This is a genomic window from Burkholderia pseudomultivorans (genome assembly GCF_902499075.1).
GTDB lineage: Bacteria > Pseudomonadota > Gammaproteobacteria > Burkholderiales > Burkholderiaceae > Burkholderia > Burkholderia pseudomultivorans.
On record NZ_CABVPP010000041.1, the window covers coordinates 1 to 16,354 of the forward strand.

The 16,354-nt window shown below is 68.5% G+C and carries 15 protein-coding genes; 11 read left to right on the top strand and 4 right to left on the bottom strand.

Annotation, left to right across the window (positions count from 1 at the left end):
- Positions 1 to 73: 73 nt before the first annotated feature.
- The 3 genes from BST28156_RS23210 (at position 74) to BST28156_RS23220 (ending at position 2,977) form a co-directional block, all read left to right on the top strand.
- A complete protein-coding gene (locus BST28156_RS23210; RefSeq protein WP_040126662.1) occupies positions 74 to 1,372 on the top strand; it encodes a THUMP domain-containing class I SAM-dependent RNA methyltransferase in 1,299 nt (432 codons plus the stop codon).
- 446 nt (positions 1,373 to 1,818) lie between these two features.
- Entirely contained in the window at positions 1,819 to 2,217 is a 399-nt protein-coding gene (locus BST28156_RS23215; RefSeq protein ID WP_009688689.1) for a VOC family protein, read from the top strand.
- A gap of 73 nt (positions 2,218 to 2,290) precedes the next feature.
- On the top strand, positions 2,291 to 2,977 hold the full coding sequence (locus tag BST28156_RS23220) for a helix-turn-helix transcriptional regulator (RefSeq protein WP_174903447.1): 687 nt from the start codon (positions 2,291 to 2,293) through the stop codon (positions 2,975 to 2,977).
- Between the two features lie 113 nt (positions 2,978 to 3,090).
- On the opposite strand, the gene BST28156_RS23225 is transcribed toward BST28156_RS23220, so the two are convergent.
- The 3 genes from BST28156_RS23225 to BST28156_RS23235 are packed head-to-tail and all read right to left on the bottom strand — an operon-like array spanning position 3,091 to position 6,010.
- Complete coding sequence (locus tag BST28156_RS23225; protein WP_060244986.1) at positions 3,091 to 4,545, bottom strand: NAD(P)(+) transhydrogenase (Re/Si-specific) subunit beta; 1,455 nt, start codon at positions 4,543 to 4,545, stop codon at positions 3,091 to 3,093.
- Positions 4,542 to 4,859, bottom strand: a complete 318-nt coding sequence (locus BST28156_RS23230) for an NAD(P) transhydrogenase subunit alpha part 2 (protein WP_009688496.1) — start codon at positions 4,857 to 4,859, stop codon at positions 4,542 to 4,544. The genes BST28156_RS23225 and BST28156_RS23230 overlap by 4 nt, the downstream gene beginning before the upstream one ends.
- An 11-nt stretch (positions 4,860 to 4,870) precedes the next feature.
- The gene (locus BST28156_RS23235) at positions 4,871 to 6,010 is read right to left on the bottom strand and encodes a Re/Si-specific NAD(P)(+) transhydrogenase subunit alpha (RefSeq protein ID WP_174903448.1); all 1,140 of its coding nucleotides are present in this window, start codon (positions 6,008 to 6,010) and stop codon (positions 4,871 to 4,873) included.
- Positions 6,011 to 6,287: 277 nt separating this feature from the next.
- Between BST28156_RS23235 and BST28156_RS23240 the strand changes: the two genes are divergently transcribed.
- From BST28156_RS23240 to BST28156_RS23250, 3 genes are all read left to right on the top strand, one after another.
- Positions 6,288 to 6,797 (top strand): NUDIX hydrolase, encoded by a 510-nt coding sequence (locus tag BST28156_RS23240; protein ID WP_060244982.1) that lies wholly within the window; start codon positions 6,288 to 6,290, stop codon positions 6,795 to 6,797.
- Complete coding sequence (gene mnmA / locus BST28156_RS23245; RefSeq protein WP_174903449.1) at positions 6,794 to 7,957, top strand: tRNA 2-thiouridine(34) synthase MnmA; 1,164 nt, start codon at positions 6,794 to 6,796, stop codon at positions 7,955 to 7,957. The genes BST28156_RS23240 and mnmA overlap by 4 nt, the downstream gene beginning before the upstream one ends.
- 117 nt (positions 7,958 to 8,074) lie before the next feature.
- On the top strand, positions 8,075 to 9,694 hold the full coding sequence (locus BST28156_RS23250) for an FMN-binding glutamate synthase family protein (RefSeq protein ID WP_060244976.1): 1,620 nt from the start codon (positions 8,075 to 8,077) through the stop codon (positions 9,692 to 9,694).
- 100 nt (positions 9,695 to 9,794) lie between these two features.
- On the opposite strand, the gene BST28156_RS23255 is transcribed toward BST28156_RS23250, so the two are convergent.
- The gene (locus BST28156_RS23255) at positions 9,795 to 10,406 is read right to left on the bottom strand and encodes a glutathione S-transferase family protein (RefSeq protein ID WP_174903468.1); all 612 of its coding nucleotides are present in this window, start codon (positions 10,404 to 10,406) and stop codon (positions 9,795 to 9,797) included.
- A gap of 185 nt (positions 10,407 to 10,591) precedes the next feature.
- On the opposite strand from BST28156_RS23255, the gene BST28156_RS23260 reads away from it, so the two are divergent.
- The 5 genes from BST28156_RS23260 to purH all read left to right on the top strand — a co-directional run bounded on the left by BST28156_RS23260 (position 10,592) and on the right by purH (position 16,266).
- Positions 10,592 to 11,977: an aminopeptidase P N-terminal domain-containing protein gene (locus tag BST28156_RS23260; RefSeq protein WP_174903450.1), complete on the top strand. Its 1,386-nt coding sequence runs from the start codon at positions 10,592 to 10,594 to the stop codon at positions 11,975 to 11,977.
- A 47-nt stretch (positions 11,978 to 12,024) separates the two neighbouring features.
- Positions 12,025 to 13,212 carry a UbiH/UbiF/VisC/COQ6 family ubiquinone biosynthesis hydroxylase gene (locus tag BST28156_RS23265; protein ID WP_174903451.1) on the top strand — a complete coding sequence of 396 codons (1,188 nt, stop codon included), beginning with the start codon at positions 12,025 to 12,027 and terminating at the stop codon, positions 13,210 to 13,212.
- Between the two features lie 146 nt (positions 13,213 to 13,358).
- Entirely contained in the window at positions 13,359 to 14,426 is a 1,068-nt protein-coding gene (dusB, locus tag BST28156_RS23270) for a tRNA dihydrouridine synthase DusB (RefSeq protein ID WP_174903452.1), read from the top strand.
- Positions 14,423 to 14,656 carry a Fis family transcriptional regulator gene (locus tag BST28156_RS23275; protein ID WP_006401675.1) on the top strand — a complete coding sequence of 78 codons (234 nt, stop codon included), beginning with the start codon at positions 14,423 to 14,425 and terminating at the stop codon, positions 14,654 to 14,656. The genes dusB and BST28156_RS23275 overlap by 4 nt, the downstream gene beginning before the upstream one ends.
- A gap of 44 nt (positions 14,657 to 14,700) precedes the next feature.
- Entirely contained in the window at positions 14,701 to 16,266 is a 1,566-nt protein-coding gene (gene purH, locus BST28156_RS23280; protein ID WP_060244970.1) for a bifunctional phosphoribosylaminoimidazolecarboxamide formyltransferase/IMP cyclohydrolase, read from the top strand.
- Positions 16,267 to 16,354 lie beyond the last annotated feature (88 nt).

Sequence of the window (16,354 nt, forward strand, 5' to 3'; positions counted from 1 at the left end):
GGCGCGGCGCGCGCGGGCCGCGCCCGCCCGCGCCGCGTACAATACTGGACTTTTGCACGCCCTCACCCGCCTTATGTCCTCGCCCACCCTGTACGACTTTTTCGCTCCCTGCCCGCGCGGCCTCGAAGCGGCGCTCGCCGCCGAGCTGGCCGAGATCGCCGGCCGCCACCTGGACGGCGCGCCGTTCGCCGCGGGCGCGCAGGTGCCGGGCGGCGTCCATTTCCGCGGCGGCTGGGCCGCCGGCATGGCCGCGAACCTCCATTCGCGGATCGCCAGCCGGATCCTGCTGAAAATCGCGCATCGCCCGTACCGCAACGAGCAGGACGTCTACGCGCTCGCGCTCGAGCAGCCGTGGGAGCGCTGGTTCGCGGCGACGCAGACGCTGCGCGTCGACATCACCGCGATCAAGTCGCCGCTGAAGAGCCTCGAATTCGCGACGCTGCGCGTCAAGGACGCGATCTGCGACCGGATGCGCGACAAGACCGGCGCGCGCCCGAGCATCGACACCGGTGCGCCGGACGTGCGCGTGTTCGCGTTCCTGACGGCCACCGACTGCACGCTGTACCTCGACACATCGGGCGAGCCGCTGTTCAAGCGCGGCTGGCGCCTCGACAAGGGCGCGGCGCCGCTGCGCGAGAACCTCGCGGCCGGCATCCTGCGCCTGACCGGCTGGACACCCGGCACGCCGCTGTACGACCCGATGTGCGGCAGCGGCACGTTCCTCGCGGAAGCCGCGCAGATCGTGCTCGGCGTCGCGCCGGGCGTCGAGCGCCGCTTCGGCTTCGAAAAGCTCAAGCAGTACGACATCACCGCGTGGCAGGGCCTGAAGGTCGCGGCGCTGGACGTGAAGCGCGCGGCGCGCGCCAAGCGCGACGACCTGCGCGTGTACGGCAGCGACATCTCCGGCGACATGCTCGAGAAGGCGCGCGCGAACCTCGAACGCGCGGGCGTGCCGTCGGTGTGGCTCAAGCAGGTCGACGCGCGCGGGATGACGCCGCCGTGCGACGGCCCGGGCATCCTGCTCGCGAACCCGCCGTACGGCGAGCGGATCGAGGTGCGCGGCCGCAGCGCACGCGGCGAGGCGCGCGAGACCGGCCGCAACCGCGGCAACGACGACGCGTTCCGCCGCACGCACACCGACGCGCCGGACAGCGAATTCTTCAACGCGCTCGGCGATGCGCTGAAGCAGCGCTTCACCGGCTGGCAGGCGTTCCTGCTCACGTCCGACCGTTCGCTGCCGGGCCAGCTCCGGCTGCGCGAATCGGCGAAGACGCCGCTGTTCAACGGCGCGCTCGAATGCCGGCTGTTCCGCTTCGACCTGATCGCGGGCAGCGTGAAAGCGCGCCCGGCCGCGCCGGAAGGCGACGCCTGAGCGTTGCACCGCCGCGCGGGGCTGCAGAAGCGGCAACCGCGCACGGTTCCACAATGCCGGCCGGGGGCGCATCAGCGCCCGTGCCGATCCCGCATCCCGCCTCCTGACCGGCCGCAGCGCCGGCTGCAAGCGCGCGCTTCGTGCAGCCCGGCCCGGCTGCCGGACCGTACGTCCTCCGTGCTCCCTCCCCCTTTCCGGCGCCGCTTGTCGGCCGAGACCATCGGCGTCGCGACACGAACCGGCCCGACTCGACGCCACCGGCCGCTTGCGATGTTCCGCCGCCATCAACCGCCCCCTTCCGCGTCCTCGATCGCGCGCCGACCGCCCGTCTGTCAGTCCTGACGACACTACTGACAATACGGTGTCAGCAGCCCCCGCTCACACTGCAATCCCGGCGCCATGCAATGCCGGTTCCACACAGAATCCAAACGAATAAGGAGCGCGTCATGACCGCAGCAACCGCAACCCTGGAACGCACGATTGCGTGGTTCGATATTCCGTCGCTCGATTTCGACCGCGCGATCCGCTTCTACGAAACCGTGCTGCAGACGACGCTGCAGCGCGAAGTGATCGGCGGCGTGCCGATGGCCGTGTTCGATCACGAGGCGTCGAACACCGGCGGCAGCATCGTGTTCGATCCGCAGCAGATGAAGCCGAGCGCGAACGGCGTGCTCGTGTACCTGAACGCCGGAGAATCGGTCGTCGCGGCGCTCGAACGCGCGAAGCGCGCGGGCGGCATCGTGCAGGGCTCGGTGGTCGAGCTGCCGAACAACTACGGCTACATCGGCTACCTGATCGATACCGAAGGCAACCGGGTCGGCCTGCACGCGCCGAAATGCCACTGAACGCGGCCGCCGCACGGCCGGCACGGCGCTATCATCGCGGCATTCCCACTGCCGTTGAAGCCGAGGTGCAGCCATGACGCGCCGTGCCGACCGCCTGTTCCAGATCGCCGAGCTGCTGCGCGGACGCCGCCTCACGACCGCGCAGCAGCTCGCCGACTGGCTGTCGGTGTCGCCGCGCACCGTGTACCGCGACGTGCGCGACCTGCAACTGTCGGGGGTGCCGATCGAAGGGGAAGCCGGGATCGGCTACCGGCTGAACCGCCACGCGAGCCTGCCGCCGCTGACGTTCACGGCCGAGGAGCTCGCGGCGCTCGCCGCCGGCGCGCGGATGCTCGAAACCTGGGGCGGCGCGCGCTTCGCGGGCGGTGCACGCTCGGCGCTCGCGAAGATCGCGTCGGCGATGCCGGCCGACAAGCGCACCGCACTCGACCGCCTGCCGGTATTCGCGCCGTCGTTCCATATCGACGAGGCGTTTTCCGGGAAGGTCGATGCGATCCACCAGGCCGTCGATACGCGTCACATCGTCGGCTTCACGTATCGCGACCGGCTCGGCGCGCACACGCAGCGCCGCGTGTGGCCGCTCGGGCTCGTCTACTGGGGCGGGCGCTGGACGATCGGCGCGTGGTGCGAGCTGCGCGGCGACTTCCGCACCTTCGACATCGCGCGGATGGGCGACATTACTGTGCACGAGCAGTTTCCGGACATGGAAGGCCGCCGCATCGCCGACTACATGCGGATCGCGGAAGCGCCGATGCGCTGACGCCGGTTCGAGCGCCCGCGAAAGAAAAAAGCCCGATCGGCCATACACGCCGATCGGGCCGCTCCGGACGGGCCGCGCGCCGCTCGAACAGAGCGACGCCGGCCGCCCGCACGTCATTCGACCGCCTTCACCATGTCCTCGATGACCTTCTTCGCATCGCCGAACACCATCATCGTCTTGTCCATGTAGAACAGGTCGTTGTCGAGCCCCGCGTAGCCCGCCGCCATCGAGCGCTTGTTGACGATCACGGTGCGCGCCTTGTACGCCTCGATGATCGGCATGCCCGCGATCGGCGACTTCGGATCGTTCTTCGCGGCCGGGTTCACGACGTCGTTCGCGCCGAGCACCAGCACCACGTCGGCCTGCCCCATCTCGCCGTTGATGTCCTCCATCTCGAACACGATGTCGTACGGCACTTCCGCTTCCGCGAGCAGCACGTTCATGTGGCCCGGCATCCGCCCGGCAACCGGGTGAATCGCGTAGCGCACGTCGACGCCCTTCTCGATCAGCTTGTCGGTCAGCTCCTTCAGCGCATGCTGCGCGCGCGCGACGGCCAGCCCGTAGCCCGGCACGATCACGACCGACTCCGCGTTGCCGAGCATGAACGCCGCGTCGTCGGCCGAGCCCGACTTCACCGGGCGCTGCTCCTGCGCACCCGCCGCGCCGCCGGCCGCGGCCTCGCCGCCGAAGCCGCCGAGGATCACGTTGAAGAACGAGCGGTTCATCGCGTGGCACATGATGTACGACAGGATCGCGCCCGACGAGCCGACCAGCGAGCCCGCGATGATCAGCATCGCGTTGTTCAGCGAGAAGCCGATGCCGGCCGCGGCCCAGCCCGAGTACGAGTTCAGCATCGACACGACCACCGGCATGTCCGCGCCGCCGATCGGGATGATGATCAGCACGCCGAGCACGAACGCGATCGCCGTCATGATGATGAACGGCAGCCACGCCTGCGTGATGAAGAACAGCACGCCGAAGCCGAGCATCGCGATCGCGAGCATCAGGTTGATCAGGTGCTGGCCCGCGTACACGACCGGCGCGCCCTGGAACAGCCGGAACTTGTACTTGCCCGACAGCTTGCCGAACGCGATCACCGACCCGGAGAACGTGATCGCGCCGACGAACGTACCGATGAACAGCTCGACACGGTTGCCGTACGGGATGAAGTTCGCGGCAACCGCGTCCTGCGGCACGAGCCCGAACGCTTCCGGCTCCGACACCACCGCATACGCGATGCACACGGCCGCCAGACCGATCAGCGAATGCATCGCGGCGACGAGTTCCGGCATCTTGGTCATCTCGACGCGCGCGGCGACGAACGCGCCGACCGCGCCGCCGACGACCAGCGCGCCGAGCACGAGCGCCAGCCCGAGCGGCAGGTTCGCGCCGAGCCAGGCCGCCTGCTTGACGATCAGCGCGATCGTCGTGAGGATCGCGATGGCCATCCCGACCATCCCGAACAGGTTGCCGCGCCGCGCGCTCTTCGGGTTCGACAGGCCCTTCAGCGCCTGGATGAAGCACACCGATGCGACGAGGTACAGCAGCGTAACGACGTTCATGCTCATCGCGCGCCCTCCTTCGCTGCCTTCGGCTCCTTCTTGCGGAACATCTCGAGCATGCGCCGCGTCACCAGAAAGCCGCCGAACACGTTGACGGCCGCGAGCGCGACCGCGAGCGTGCCGAAGATCTTGCCGGTCGCGCCGACGGTGAGCGCCGCCGCGAGCATCGCGCCGACGATCACGATCGCCGAGATCGCGTTGGTGACCGCCATCAGCGGCGTATGCAGCGCCGGCGTGACGTTCCACACCACGTGGTAGCCGACGTAGACCGCCAGCACGAAGATGATCACGTTGATCACCGTGTGATTGATGATTTCCATGGTCTCCTCCGTTATTTGCGCGTGACTTCGCCGTCGCGGCACAGCAGCGTCGCGGCGACGATGTCGTCGGTCAGGTCGATGTTCAGCGCGCCTTCCTTGGTGACGATCAGCTTCATGAAGTCGAGCAGGTTGCGCGCATACAGCGCCGACGCGTCCGACGCGACCATCGACGCGAGGTTCGTGTAGCCGGCGATCGTCACGCCGCCGTGCACGATCACCTGGTCGGCGACCGTCAGCGGGCAGTTGCCGCCCTTGCGGCCGTCGATTTCCGGGCCGCGGCCGGCCGCGAGGTCGACCAGCACCGAACCGGGCTTCATCGACTGCACCGTCTCGACCGAGATCAGCGTCGGCGCCGGGCGGCCCGGAATCAGCGCGGTCGTGATCACGATGTCGGCCTGCTTCGCGCGCTCGTGCACGAGCGCAGCCTGGCGGCCGAGCCACGACGCCGGCATCGGCCGCGCGTAGCCGCCGACACCCTGCGCGGCTTCGCGCTCTTCGTCGGTTTCGTATGGGACATCGAGGAATTTCGCGCCGAGCGATTCGATCTGCTCCTTCACGGCCGGCCGCACGTCGGAGGCCTCGATCACCGCGCCGAGCCGCTTCGCGGTCGCGATCGCCTGCAGCCCCGCGACGCCCGCGCCGAGGATCAGCACGCGCGCGGCCTTCACGGTGCCGGCGGCGGTCATCAGCATCGGCAGGAAGCGCGGATAGAGCGACGCCGCGACCAGCACCGCCTTGTAGCCGGCGATGTTCGCCTGCGACGACAGCACGTCGAGGCTTTGCGCGCGCGTCGTGCGCGGCGCCGCTTCGAGCGCGAAACCGGTCACGCCGGCGGCAGCGAGCTGCGCCGCCTGTGCGCCGTTGAACGGATCGAGCATGCCGACCAGCACCGCACCGCGCTTGAGCAGCGGCAGTTCGGCCTCGGTCGGCGCCTGGACCTTCAGCACCAGGTCGGCGCCAAGCGCGGCCGACTGGTCGGTCAATTCCGCGCCGGCAGCCGCATAGGCTTCGTCGAGATAGCTGGCCGCGCTGCCGGCCCCTTTCGCGATACTCACGCGATGACCGGCGGCCGCGTACTTCTTCACGGTCTCCGGCGTCGCGGCCACGCGCGACTCGTTGGCCCGCGTTTCAGCAGGCACGCCAATATGCATCGTCAGTTCCTCCAGTCATTGTCAGTATTTCTTTCTTGCGATTCTTACTGCACAACGAGCCGGACAGGCTGACGTACCGGCTCACGAGCAACGGCTTTCACGCTGCACTTTAACCGAAAGCCGCGAGCCGGCCAGCACTTTCCGCACGATCGTTCCGGTTTGCAACAGTGCCGCGGCCGGCCGCCGCGCGCACCGGCCGGACAGACGATTCGCGGGGTCGGATTCGTCTGAGCAGACGGCGGGCAGCGTCCGGGCGCAACCGGTAAAATGCCGAACCATGAAACCCGAAACCTGGACCCCGCACGTGACCGTCGCGGCGCTCGTCGAGCGCGACGGCCGCTTTCTCGTCATCGAGGAAGAAACCTCGACGGGCCTGCGCATCAACCAGCCGGCCGGCCATCTCGAAGCCGGCGAAACGCTTGCCGACGCGGTGATCCGCGAGACGCTCGAGGAAACCGCGCACCCGTTTACGCCCGACGCGCTGGTCGGCGTCTATCTCGCGCACTACGACCGCCCCGGCACCGCCGGCGCGACCTACCTGCGCTTCACGTTCTGCGGCACGGCCGGCGAGCCGGTCGCGGGCCACGCGCTCGACGACGGCATCGTCCGCACGATGTGGATGAGCGCCGACGAACTGCGCGCCTGCGTCGATCGCCACCGCTCGCCGGCGGTGATGCGCTGCGTCGACGACTATCTCGCCGGGCGGCGCATTCCGCTCGATTTCGTGCATACGCATTCGGTCGCGCCGCGGCCGGACGCATTCGACCGTCAGGCGGTGGGCAAATGAGCAAGCGCCGTGTAGTGGTGGGCATGTCGGGCGGCGTCGATTCGTCGGTGACCGCGTGGCTGCTGAAGGAACAGGGCTACGACGTGGTCGGCCTGTTCATGAAGAACTGGGAAGACGACGACGACGGCGAATACTGCTCGACGCGCCAGGACTGGATCGACGTCGTGTCGGTGGCCGACCTGATCGGCATCGACGTCGAGGCGGTGAATTTCGCGGCCGAGTACAAGGACCGCGTGTTTGCCGAGTTCCTGCGCGAATATTCGGCCGGCCGCACGCCGAACCCCGACGTGCTGTGCAACGCCGAGATCAAGTTCAAGGCGTTCCTCGATCACGCGATGTCGCTCGACGCCGAGATGATCGCGACCGGTCACTACGCGCGCGTGCGCGAGCGCGACGGGCGCTTCGAGCTGCTGAAGGCGTTCGATCATACGAAAGACCAGTCGTACTTCCTGCACCGGCTGAACCAGGCGCAGCTGTCGAAGACGATGTTCCCGCTCGGCGAGATCCCGAAGACGAAGGTGCGCGAGATCGCCGCGCAGATCGGGCTGCCTAACGCGAAGAAGAAGGATTCGACCGGCATCTGCTTCATCGGCGAACGGCCGTTCCGCGACTTCCTGAACCGCTATCTGCCGACCAAGCCCGGCCCGATGAAGACGCCGGACAGCAAGGTCGTCGGCGAGCACATCGGCCTCGCGTTCTACACCTTCGGCCAGCGCAAGGGCATCGGCCTCGGCGGCAGCAAGGACGGCAGCGGCGAGCCGTGGTTCGTCGCCGCGAAGGACATTCCGTCGAACACGCTGTACGTGGTGCAGGGCCACGATCATCCGTGGCTGCTGTCGCGACAGCTCGTCGCCGGCAACGTCAGCTGGGTCGCGGGCGAGCCGCCGGCCGACGGCTTCGCGTGCGGCGCGAAAACCCGCTACCGGCAGGCCGACGCCGCATGCGCATTCGGCACGGCGACGCCCGGCCCGGCCGGCGAAGCGCGCTTCTCGCTCGCGTTCGACGATGCGCAATGGGCGGTCACGCCCGGCCAGTCGGCGGTGCTGTACGACGGCGAGATCTGTCTCGGCGGCGGCATCATCGAATTCGCGGCAACCGGCCAGCCCGGTCAGGCCGCGCCAGCGCACGGCCGTGCGCCGGCGCTCGCCGACGCACGCTGACCCGTATTCGGTTTAGACTTGCGGCACGCCGCGCCCGGCCGGACACGATTCGGTCGAGGCCGGCGCGCCGCCGCGCAGCGTACGCATGGCGGCATCCCAGATTCTTACGGAGTCCCCATGCTTTCACGACGCTACCTTGCGATGTGGTGCGCCGTCCTGCTGCTCGTCGCGGCGGCCGCGCTCGCATCGATCCACGTGCTCTCCTGGTTCTGGATCGTCATCCCCGTCGCGCTCGTCGCGCTCGGCCTGTATGACCTGAAGCAGGACCGTCACGCGATCCTGCGCAACTACCCGCTCTGGGGCCACTTCCGCTTCCTGTTCGAGTTCATCCGGCCGGAAATCCGCCAGTACTTCGTCGAGGACGACACCGACGAGAAACCGTTTTCGCGCGCGCAGCGCAGCCTCGTCTACCAGCGCGCGAAGAACGTCGCCGACAATCGCCCGTACGGCACCGAGCTGAACGTGAAGGCCGTCGCGCACGAATGGATCAGCCATTCGCTCGCGCCGACCCGGCTGCCGAACCACGATTTCCGCATCCGCGTCGGCGCGACCCGCGCGCAGCCGTACGACATCTCGATCTTCAACATCTCGGCGATGAGCTTCGGCTCGCTGTCCGCGAACGCGATCCGCGCGCTGAACCTCGGCGCGAAGAAAGGCGGCTTCGCGCACGACACCGGCGAAGGCTCGCTGTCGAAGTACCACCGCGAGAACGGCGGCGACATCATCTGGGAAATCGCGTCCGGCTACTTCGGCTGCCGCAACGACGACGGCACGTTCAACCCCGACAAGTTCGCGAAGCAGGCCGCCGATCCGCAGGTCAAGATGATCGAGATCAAGCTGTCGCAGGGCGCGAAGCCGGGCCACGGCGGCGTGCTGCCGGCCGCGAAGATCACGCCCGAGATTGCCGAGACGCGCGGCGTGCCGATGGGCAAGGACTGCATTTCGCCCGCGACGCACTCGGAATTCTCGACGCCGCGCGGGCTGCTCGAATTCGTCGAACGGTTGCGCACGCTGTCGGGCGGCAAGCCGACCGGCTTCAAGCTGTGCATCGGCCATCCGTGGGAGTTCTTCGGGATCGCGAAGGCGATGCTCGAAACGGGCATCGTGCCGGACTTCATCGTCGTCGACGGCGCGGAAGGCGGCACCGGCGCGGCGCCGCTCGAATTCACCGACCACGTCGGCGTGCCGCTGCAGGAAGGGCTGCTGCTCGTGCACAACACGCTGGTCGGGATCGGCGTGCGCGACCGCGTGAAGATCGGCGCGAGCGGCAAGATCATCACCGCGTTCGACGTCGCGCGCACGCTCGCGATCGGCGCGGACTGGGTCAACTCGGCACGCGGCTTCATGTTCGCGGTCGGCTGCATCCAGGCGCAGACCTGCCATACCGGCCGCTGCCCGACCGGCGTCGCGACGCAGGATCCGGTGCGTCAGCGTGCGCTGGTCGTGCCGGACAAGTCCGATCGCGTGTACAACTTCCACCGCAATACGCTGCATGCGCTGCAGGAACTGGTGCAGGCGGCCGGCCTCGCGCATCCGTCGGAGCTGCGCGCGCACCATATCGTGCAGCGCATCTCGCCGCACGAGGTCCGGCTGATGTCGCAACTGCTGAAGTACCTGAAGCCGGGCGCGCTGCTCGACGGCAACACCTGCGGCTACACGCTGTACGACAAATGGTGGCCGATTTCGCGCAGCGATTCGTTCACGCTCGGCGAGACCGTTTACGCGTCGATCGAGTAACGCCGGCCGCCGCGCGTCGCGAGCGGTCGCCACAAAGAAAAAGCGCCCGGGCCGGGCGCTTTTTCTTGTCTGCGGATTGCGTACGCGAACCGGTCGCGGCTCAGTTCTGCGGCACCGTATCGGCGAACGACTGGCGCTGCGCGAGCTTCACGAAATGCTTGTCGAGGTTCGGGTGGCGATCGCGCCAGTTCAGCTCCGGCATCCGGAAGTCGAGATAGCCGAGCGCGCAGCCGAGCGCGATGTCGGCGAGCGTGTAATGATTACCGACGCACCACGTCTTGCCGCCGAGACCCTGCGACATCGCGACGAGGCCGTCGTCGATCTTGCGCTGCTGCCGCGCGATCCAGCTCGCGCTGCGCTGCGCCTCGTCGCGCAGCGTGTGTTCGAGACGAATCGCGACCGACGCGTCGAGCACGCCGTCGCACAGCGCTTCCCAGCAACGCACCTCGACGCGCTCGCGGCCCGACGGCGGAATCAGCTTGCCGACCGGCGACAGCGTATCGACGTATTCGCAGATCACGCGGGAATCGAACACCGCGGCGCCATCCTCCATCACGAGGCACGGCACCTTGCCGAGCGGGTTCGACGCATGGATGTTGGTATCCGCGCCCCACACGTTCTCGAGCTCCAGCTTGTAGTCGATCTTCTTTTCAGCAAGCACGATCCGCGCCTTTCGGACGTACGGGCTGCTGAGCGAACCGATTAATTTCATCATCTGCCTTTTGAAGGGAACCGCCGAGAGTATACGTTGTCGTCGATCATAACCGGGCGGCGTCACGCGGTAGAAAATCGCCCGTTTGGCCTGTGGATGGTTTGCAACAGCCGCCCCGCGGCCTTCCGGCGCGGCCTGCGGCCGCGGCGTTCACGCGCGCCGTCCGGCGGCGCTACAATCGCACGATGAATGCGCCCATCGATACCGCCATCGCCGTCGACGTCTACCGCCAGCGCCGCGCGCGCGTGCTTGCCGCACTGCGCGCCGCGGGCGGCGGCGTCGCCATCGTCCCCACCGCGCCGGAAGTGCTGCGCAATCGCGATACGGGCTACCCGTACCGGCACGACAGCTATTTCCACTACCTGACCGGCTTCAGCGAGCCCGACGCGGTGCTCGTGCTGAACGCGGCCGCACCGCACGGCGCGCCGGAATCGATCCTGTTCTGCCGCGCGAAGAATGCCGACCGCGAGATCTGGGAGGGCTTCCACTACGGGCCGGAAGCCGCGCGCGACGCATTCGGCTTCGATGCCGCGTACGCGACCGACGTGATCGACACCGAAATGCCGCGCCTGCTCGCCGATGCGGGCACCGTGCACTACCGGTTCGGCGCGTCGGCCGAGTTCGACCGGCAGCTCGCGCGCTGGCTCGACGCGGTGCGCGCGCAGGCGCGCGCGGGCGTCGCCGCGCCGGACGCGATGCTCGACCTCACGCCGCTGCTCGACGACATGCGGCTCGTGAAGGACGAACACGAACTCGCGATCATGATGCGCGCCGCGCACATCTCCGCGCTCGCGCACCGCCGCGCGATGCAGGCATGCCGGCCCGGCATCCGCGAATACGAACTGGAAGCCGAGCTGCTGTATACGTTCCGCAGGCACGGCGCGCAGGCGCCCGCCTACGGTTCGATCGTCGCGGCCGGCGCGAACGCGTGCGTGCTGCACTACCCGGCCGGCAACGCGGCCGCACGCGACGGCGACCTGATCCTGATCGACGCGGCGTGCGAACTCGACGGCTATGCGTCGGACATCACGCGCACGTTCCCGGCGAACGGGCGCTTCTCGCCTGCGCAGCGTACGCTGTACGACATCGTGCTCGCCGCGCAGCAGGCGGCGATCGACGCGACGCGCGCGGGCGTGCCGTTCGAGGCGCCGCACGACGCGGCGGTGCGCGTGCTCGCGCAGGGCCTGCTCGATACGGGCATCATCCCGAAAACGCGCTTCTCGAACGTCGACGACGTGATCGCCGAGCGCGCGTACGCGCGCTTCTACATGCACCGCACCGGCCACTGGCTCGGGATGGACGTGCACGACTGCGGCGACTATCGCGAACGACTCGCCGAACGCGACGCCAACGGCGCGCTGCCGTGGCGCACGCTGAAGCCCGGCATGACGCTGACGGTCGAGCCCGGCCTGTACGTGCGCGCCGCCGACGACGTGCCGTCCGACTACTGGAACATCGGCATCCGCATCGAGGACGACGCGATCGTGCGCGAGCAGGGCTGCGAACTGATCACGCGCGACGTGCCGGTCGACGCGGCCGAGATCGAGGCGCTGATGCGCGCGGGCACGTGACCCGCGATGCGCCGCCATCGACCGTTACCACCGTTTCACGAATCCTGATGACGACCGCTTCTTCCCCGGCCACGCCGGACTACGACCTCGCCATCGTCGGCGCGGGCCCCGTCGGCCTCGCACTCGCCGGCTGGCTCGCGCGGCGCAGCGCGACGCAGCACGCGTCGATCGCACTGGTCGACGCACGCGAGCCTGCCGCGAGCGCGAACGATCCGCGCGCGATCGCCGTGTCGCACGGCAGCCGCGTGCTGCTCGACACGCTCGCATGGCCTGCCGACGCGACCGCGATCGAACACATCCACGTATCGCAGCGCGGTCACTTCGGCCGCACGCTGATCGACCGCAACGAGCACGATCTCGCCGCGCTCGGCTACGTCGTGCGCTACGGCTCGCTCGTGCAGGCGCTCGCGGGCGCGGTGCGCGGCACGCGCGTCGACTGGCTGACCTCGACCACCGCGCGCGCGCCGCAGCAGGACGCCGACGGCGTCACGCTGACGCTCGACGGCCCGCACGGCGAACGCACGCTGCGCGCGCGCATCGTCGTCAATGCCGAAGGCGGGCTGTTCCACGAACAGCAGGCCGACACCGGCAAGCATCGCCGCGACTACCGGCAGACCGCGCTCGTCGGCACCGTCACGGTCGCCGCGCCGCGCCCGCATGTCGCATGGGAACGCTTCACGCACGAAGGCCCGCTCGCGCTGCTGCCGCTCGGCGGCCCGCGCCAGGCCGACTACGCGCTGGTCTGGTGCTGCGCGCCCGACGAAGCGGCGCGCCGCGCCGCGCTGCCCGACGACGCGTTCCTGCGCGAACTCGGCGTCGCGTTCGGCGAACGCATGGGCGCGTTCGTCGCGATCGCGGGCCGCGCGTCGTTCCCGCTCGGGCTCAATGCCGCGCAGACGCTCGTCAACGGCCGCATCGCGATCGTCGGCAACGCCGCGCAGACGCTGCACCCGGTCGCAGGCCAGGGGCTCAACCTCGGGCTGCGCGACGCGCACACGCTGGTCGATGCGCTGTCCGCGCAAGGCTTCGAAGCGACCGCGCTCGCGACCTTCAACGCGCGCCGCGCGCTCGACCGGCGCTTCACGATCGGCGCGACCGACACGCTCGCGCGGCTGTTTACGATCGACGCGGGGCCGCTGCCCTTGCTGCGCGGTGCGGCGCTCACCGCGCTCGAATTCGTGCCGCCGCTGAAGACCGCGATCGCGCGCCAGATGATGTTCGGCCAGCGCAGCTGACACGCAACGCGCCGCGCGCGCGAGCGCACGGCGATCCCCGTCAAACCGGGTCAAATCGGCGGGGCATGGGAATACGGTAAAATGCGCGTTTTCCCTCCGCCCTTTTTGGCCCGCGACGCCTGCCGCTCGCGGGCGGTGCCATTGCGATGCCCGTTATCGGCTCTCACGTCCTGCGTAACAACCTGTTCGTCGCCCCGATGGCCGGGGTGACCGATCGTCCGTTCCGCCAGCTCTGCAAGAAGCTGGGGGCCGGTTACGCGGTGTCCGAGATGGTCGCGTCCAACGCGCAGCTGTGGAAAAGCGCGAAGACGATGCGGCGCGCGAACCACACCGGCGAAGTCGAGCCGATCGCGGTGCAGATCGCCGGCGCCGATCCGGCGATGATGGCCGAAGCGGCCCGCTACAACGTCGACAACGGCGCGCAGATCATCGACATCAACATGGGCTGCCCCGCGAAGAAGGTCTGCAACGTCGCGGCCGGCTCCGCGCTGCTGCAGAACGAGCCGCTCGTGCAGCGCATCGTCGAGGCCGTCGTCGCGGCAGTGGGCACCGGGCCCGACGCGGTGCCCGTCACGCTGAAGATCCGCACCGGCTGGGACCGCGAGCACAAGAACGCGATCACGGTCGCGCGGCTGGCCGAAGCCGCCGGCATCTCGATGCTCACCGTGCACGGCCGCACGCGCGCCGACCTCTATCGCGGCGAAGCCGAATACGACACGATCGCGGCCGTGAAGGCCGCGGTGCGCATTCCGGTCGTCGCGAACGGCGACATCACGTCGCCGGCGAAGGCGAAGGCCGTGCTCGACGCCACGGGCGCCGACGCGCTGATGATCGGTCGTGCCGCGCAAGGCCGGCCGTGGCTTTTCCGCGAAATCGATCATTTCCTGCAAACCGGCGAGCTGCTGCCGCCGCCGCGGATCGACGAGATCCAGCACGTGATGAACGAACACCTGGAAGATCACTACGCGTTCTACGGGGAATTCACCGGCGTTCGTACTGCGCGCAAGCACATCGGCTGGTACACTCGCGGCCTTTCCGGTGCCAACGGGTTCCGGCATCGAATGAACACGCTCGACTCCACCCGCGAGCAGCTCGCCGCCGTCAATGCCTTCTTCGACGCGCAAAAGGCGCTGTCGGACCACCTCGTCTACGTCGACGACGAAGACGAAAACGGCCAGGGCGAGTCGGACGACCCTAACCAGTTAGCAGCATGAGCAAGCACAACATCGAACAATGTGTCCGCGAGAGCCTGGACGTGTATTTCCGGGATCTAGACGGCTCCAATCCGCACGACGTCTATGAAATGGTGATGTCCTGCGTCGAAAAGCCGATGCTCGAGGTCGTGCTCGAACAGGCCGGCGGCAACCAGTCGCTCGCCGCGGAGTACCTCGGCATCAACCGCAATACGCTGCGCAAGAAGCTGCAGCAGCACGGCCTGCTGTAGGCAGCCGTCCCGTCCCCGTTTCCCTGGCTATTGGTGGTTCCATCATGATCAAGCAAGCGCTCATTTCCGTTTCCGACAAGACCGGCATCGTCGACTTCGCGAAGTCGCTGTCCGACCTCGGCGTCAAGCTGCTGTCGACCGGCGGCACCGCGAAACTGCTCGCCGACGCGGGCCTGCCCGTCACCGAAGTGGCCGACTACACCGGCTTCCCGGAAATGCTCGATGGGCGCGTGAAGACGCTCCACCCGAAGGTCCACGGCGGCATCCTCGCGCGTCGCGACCTGCCCGAGCACATGCAGGCGCTCGAACAGCACGGCATCCCGACGATCGACCTGCTCGTCGTGAACCTGTATCCGTTCGTCGCGACGATCGCGAAGGACGACTGCACGCTCGCCGACGCGATCGAGAACATCGACATCGGCGGCCCGACGATGCTGCGCTCGGCCGCGAAGAACCACCGCGACGTGACGGTCGTCGTCGATCCGGCCGACTACGCGGTCGTGCTCGACGAAATGAAGGCGAACGGCAACACGGTCGGCTACGCGACCAACTTCCGCCTCGCGACCAAGGTGTTCGCGCACACCGCGCAATACGACGGCGCGATCACGAACTACCTGACGAGCCTGACCGACGAACTGAAGCACACGGCGCGCAATACGTACCCGGCGACGCTGAACATGGCGTTCGACAAGGTGCAGGACCTGCGCTACGGCGAGAACCCGCACCAGAGCGCGGCGTTCTACCGCGACCTCGTCACGCCGGCCGGCGCGCTCGCGAACTACCGCCAGCTGCAGGGCAAGGAACTGTCGTACAACAACATCGCGGATTCGGATGCGGCGTGGGAATGCGTGAAGACGTTCGACGCGCCGGCCTGCGTGATCATCAAGCATGCGAACCCGTGCGGCGTCGCGGTCGGCAACGATTCGGCCGATGCGTATGCGAAGGCGTTCCAGACCGATCCGACGTCGGCGTTCGGCGGCATCATCGCGTTCAACCGCGAAGTCGACGAAGCGGCTGCGCAGGCCGTTGCCAAGCAGTTCGTCGAAGTACTGATCGCGCCGTCGTTCAGCGACGCCGCGAAGCAGGTGTTCGCCGCGAAGCAGAACGTGCGCCTGCTGGAAATCGCGCTCGGCGAAGGCCATAACGCGTTCGACCTGAAGCGCGTCGGCGGCGGCCTGCTGGTGCAGTCGCTCGATGCGAAGAACGTGCAGCCGCACGAGCTGCGCGTCGTCACGAAGCGCCACCCGACGCCGAAGGAAATGGACGACCTGCTGTTCGCCTGGCGCGTCGCGAAGTACGTGAAGTCGAACGCGATCGTGTTCTGCGGCAACGGCATGACGCTCGGCGTCGGCGCCGGCCAGATGAGCCGCGTCGATTCCGCGCGCATCGCGAGCATCAAGGCGCAGAACGCAGGCCTCACGCTGGCCGGTTCGGCCGTCGCGTCGGATGCGTTCTTCCCGTTCCGCGACGGTCTCGACGTGGTCGTCGCGGCAGGCGCGACCTGCGTGATCCAGCCGGGCGGCTCGATGCGCGACGACGAAGTGATCGCGGCGGCCGACGAGCACAACATCGCGATGATCCTGACGGGCGTGCGCCACTTCCGTCACTGATCCGGCCCATGCGGCGGCTGCGCGAAAACCCGGCGGCATCACACCCGCCGGGTTTTTTATTGCACGGCGCGTCCCCGCGCGGCGATGC

Coding starts and splice junctions, on each gene's coding strand:
- BST28156_RS23210 (WP_040126662.1), top strand. CDS start 74: ATGTCCTCGCCCACCCTGTACGACTTTTTCGCTCCCTGCCCGCGCGGC.
- BST28156_RS23215 (WP_009688689.1), top strand. CDS start 1,819: ATGACCGCAGCAACCGCAACCCTGGAACGCACGATTGCGTGGTTCGAT.
- BST28156_RS23220 (WP_174903447.1), top strand. CDS start 2,291: ATGACGCGCCGTGCCGACCGCCTGTTCCAGATCGCCGAGCTGCTGCGC.
- BST28156_RS23225 (WP_060244986.1), bottom strand. CDS start 4,545: ATGAGCATGAACGTCGTTACGCTGCTGTACCTCGTCGCATCGGTGTGC.
- BST28156_RS23230 (WP_009688496.1), bottom strand. CDS start 4,859: ATGGAAATCATCAATCACACGGTGATCAACGTGATCATCTTCGTGCTG.
- BST28156_RS23235 (WP_174903448.1), bottom strand. CDS start 6,010: ATGCATATTGGCGTGCCTGCTGAAACGCGGGCCAACGAGTCGCGCGTG.
- BST28156_RS23240 (WP_060244982.1), top strand. CDS start 6,288: ATGAAACCCGAAACCTGGACCCCGCACGTGACCGTCGCGGCGCTCGTC.
- mnmA (WP_174903449.1), top strand. CDS start 6,794: ATGAGCAAGCGCCGTGTAGTGGTGGGCATGTCGGGCGGCGTCGATTCG.
- BST28156_RS23250 (WP_060244976.1), top strand. CDS start 8,075: ATGCTTTCACGACGCTACCTTGCGATGTGGTGCGCCGTCCTGCTGCTC.
- BST28156_RS23255 (WP_174903468.1), bottom strand. CDS start 10,406: ATGAAATTAATCGGTTCGCTCAGCAGCCCGTACGTCCGAAAGGCGCGG.
- BST28156_RS23260 (WP_174903450.1), top strand. CDS start 10,592: ATGAATGCGCCCATCGATACCGCCATCGCCGTCGACGTCTACCGCCAG.
- BST28156_RS23265 (WP_174903451.1), top strand. CDS start 12,025: ATGACGACCGCTTCTTCCCCGGCCACGCCGGACTACGACCTCGCCATC.
- dusB (WP_174903452.1), top strand. CDS start 13,359: ATGCCCGTTATCGGCTCTCACGTCCTGCGTAACAACCTGTTCGTCGCC.
- BST28156_RS23275 (WP_006401675.1), top strand. CDS start 14,423: ATGAGCAAGCACAACATCGAACAATGTGTCCGCGAGAGCCTGGACGTG.
- purH (WP_060244970.1), top strand. CDS start 14,701: ATGATCAAGCAAGCGCTCATTTCCGTTTCCGACAAGACCGGCATCGTC.